Below are 2,972 nucleotides of genomic sequence, written 5' to 3'. Positions count from 1 at the left end.
CCTCCATCGAGGACAAGGTGGTGCGCTTTGCCGACAAGGAGCGGCACCAGCTCTTCGTGGAGCCCATGGGGCTGGACACCGAGGAGCTGTACATCCAGGGCTTCTCCTCCTCCCTGCCGGAGGACGTGCAGATTCAGATGCTCCACACCATTCCCGGGCTGGAGCACGCCGAGATGACCCGCCCGGCCTACGCCATCGAGTACGACTGCTTAGACCCCACCCAGCTGCTGCCCACCCTGGAGTGCAAAAAAATCCAGGGCCTGTACGGGGCGGGGCAGTTCAACGGCTCCTCCGGCTATGAGGAGGCCGCCGCCCAGGGCTTTGTGGCCGGGGTGAACGCGGCGCTGAAGATTTTGGGGCGGGAGCCGCTGGTGCTCCGGCGGGATCAGGGGTACATCGGGGTGCTCATCGACGATCTGGTCACCAAGGGCACCAACGAGCCCTACCGCATGATGACCTCCCGCACCGAGTACCGGCTCCTCCACCGGCAGGACAACGCCGACCGGCGGCTGTGCCCCGTGGGGCACGCCATCGGCCTGGTCAGCGACCAGCGGTATCAAAAAGTTTTGGACAAGTACGCCGCCGTGGATCAGGAGATCAGGCGGCTGGAGCACACCGGCACCCCCGACGGGCGGCTGGTGGATCTGCTCCGCCGCCCGGAGAACACCTATGAGGGCCTGGCGGCGGCGGACAGGGGCCGGCCGGATCTGCCCCCCGACGTGACCGAGGCGGTGGAGATCGCGGTGAAGTACCAGGGGTACATCGACCGCCAGCTGCGGCAGGTGGAGGAGCAGCGGAAGATGGAGGACCGGCCCCTCCCCCCCGACCTGGACTACCTGTCCATGGCCGGCCTGCGGCTGGAGGCCCGGCAGAAGCTGGACAGGATCCGCCCCCTCAGCCTGGGGCAGGCCTCCCGCATCTCCGGGGTCAGCCCGGCGGACATCGCCGTGCTCATGCTCCAGCTGGAGAAATAGGGGCGGGACGGGCCGCCGGTTCCGGATCCGACGGGCGCACACACAGGTGCGCCCCTACGCGGACGCTGGTAATCCCCGTAGGGGCCGACCTGTGTGTCGGCCCGCCGCGGGATTACGAAAACCCAACACAAAGGAGAACCTATGGGAGAGAAAATTGTCCTGGGCCTGTCCGGCGGGGTGGACTCCGCCGTGGCGGCCAAGCTGCTGCAGGAGCACTACGACGTCACCGGTCTCTATCTGGACATCGGCCTGGGGGGGAGCGGGGCGGCGGACGCCGCCGCCGTGGCGGAGCGGCTGGGCATCCCCCTGGAGATCGCGGACATCCGGGCGCAGCTGGAGGCGCAGGTGTGCGCCCCCTTCGCCGCCGACTACCTGGCGGGGCGGACGCCCCTGCCCTGCGCCCGGTGCAACCGGCTGGTGAAGTTCCCCGCCCTCTTCGCCCTGGCGGAGAAAATCGGGGCCCGGTATGTGTCCACCGGCCACTACGCCCGGGTGGAAAACGGGGTGCTGAAAAAGGGGCGGCCCGCCAACGACCAGTCCTATATGCTCTCCCGGCTCACCCGGGAGCAATTACAGCGCGTTGTGTTCCCCCTGGGTGATTACGAAAAGGCCGAGGTGCGGGCCCTGGCCCGGGACTTCGGCATCCCGGTGGCGGACAAGCCCGACTCCATGGAGATCTGCTTCATCCCCCAGGGGGACTACGGCGATTGGCTGGAGGCGTGTGGACTTTCCACACCGCCCGGCAATTTTGTGGACAAATCGGGTAATATCCTGGGACAGCACAGGGGCATCCACCGCTACACCCTGGGCCAGGGCCGGGGCCTGGGGGTGTCGGGGCCCCACCGGTACTTCGTCACGGAATTGCGGCCGGACACCTGTGAGGTGGTGCTCTCCGACGGCTCCGACCTGGGGAGGGACACGGTGCGCTGCGTCCGCCCCAACTGGCTGGCCGCGGACGGCCTCACCGGCCCGGTGGAGGTACAGGTGCGCCTGCGCCACTCCCGCACCCAGCTCCCCGCCGCCCTGGAGGCGGACGGGGAGGGCGTGGTGCTCCATATGCACACCCCCGCCCGGGCCCCCACGCCGGGGCAGCTGGCGGTGTTCTACGACGGCGACACGGTGCTGGGAAGCGCCTGGATTACCTAAAAAGAGAGGACGAAGAACATGAAAAAGCTGATCTGTCTGGCCCTGGTGTGTACCCTGGCCCTGGCGGGCTGCGCCCCCCGGGGCGGCGGGGAGCAGAACGAGGAACTGGGGGACAACTCCGTGGCTCCCCTGGAGCTGAGCGAGGAAGAGGCGGCCCTGCTGGCCCTGGTGGGGGGCGCGGACACGGAGTACGGCGTGTACCAGCTCTCCGCCGGTGAGGCGGTCACCGGCTGCAGCATCGAGGTGCTCTCCTGGCAGGACGGCCAGTGGCTGGCCGTGGGGGGCGGCTCGGTGGGCGTCTCCGGCTCTTCCGACAGCCTCCGGCTGGGCGTGGTGCTGGAGGAGGACGGCATCCGCATCAACTGGCAGGACGGCTCCGGCCGGTACAGCGTCAACGCCGCCCTGAGCGGCGTCACCCGCACCGACACGGGCCGCACCTGGGCGTGGCTGAACGACCCCCAGGCCCTGACCGTGGGGGCGCGCGCGCCCCTCTACCTGGCGGTGTACGACGACGGCGAGGGGGTCACCTCCGCCGCCCTGCCCGACAGCTTCTTTGACGTGGCCTACCTCAACCAGTACGACCGGGCCTACGCCGTGGCCATCACTCTGGAGGAGTAGGGCGCGGCATCCCTGACGCGCCGTTTCCCAGCCGCCGCGAACGCCTTGGTATTTCGGAGGCATGGCACCAACGGCGGCCCGGCGGGCCAAGCCGGTACAGCGCAGCAGCTCTCAGGGCTTGCAGGGTAACCCCGATGCGTGCCACCCAAGGCGCGGCAGCGCCTGGAGAGATGATCATTACGGGGCCCCCGCCGAAGCCCAGCGAAGCGGGTTCGGTGGGGAGAGGAGGCACAG

General features: G+C 69.2%; 3 protein-coding genes. All 3 read left to right on the top strand.

Translation table 11 applies throughout. From position 1 onward, the window contains the following. Positions 1-974: FAD-dependent oxidoreductase (locus tag QZ378_RS12570; RefSeq protein ID WP_291258512.1), on the top strand; the 974-nt coding region annotated here is incomplete at its 5' end. A gap of 141 nt (positions 975-1,115) precedes the next feature. After that, positions 1,116-2,120, top strand: coding sequence for a tRNA 2-thiouridine(34) synthase MnmA (mnmA, locus tag QZ378_RS12565; protein WP_291258511.1), 1,005 nt, complete (start codon positions 1,116-1,118; stop codon positions 2,118-2,120). 18 nt (positions 2,121-2,138) lie between these two features. Beyond that, positions 2,139-2,738, top strand: coding sequence for a hypothetical protein (locus tag QZ378_RS12560; RefSeq protein WP_291258510.1), 600 nt, complete (start codon positions 2,139-2,141; stop codon positions 2,736-2,738). Positions 2,739-2,972 lie beyond the last annotated feature (234 nt).

This window comes from Flavonifractor sp. (assembly GCF_019422385.1).
GTDB lineage: Bacteria > Bacillota > Clostridia > Oscillospirales > Oscillospiraceae > Flavonifractor > Flavonifractor avistercoris.
The sequence above is the reverse complement of the archived record's forward strand: the minus strand, read 5'-3'. Positions and strand labels throughout refer to the sequence as shown.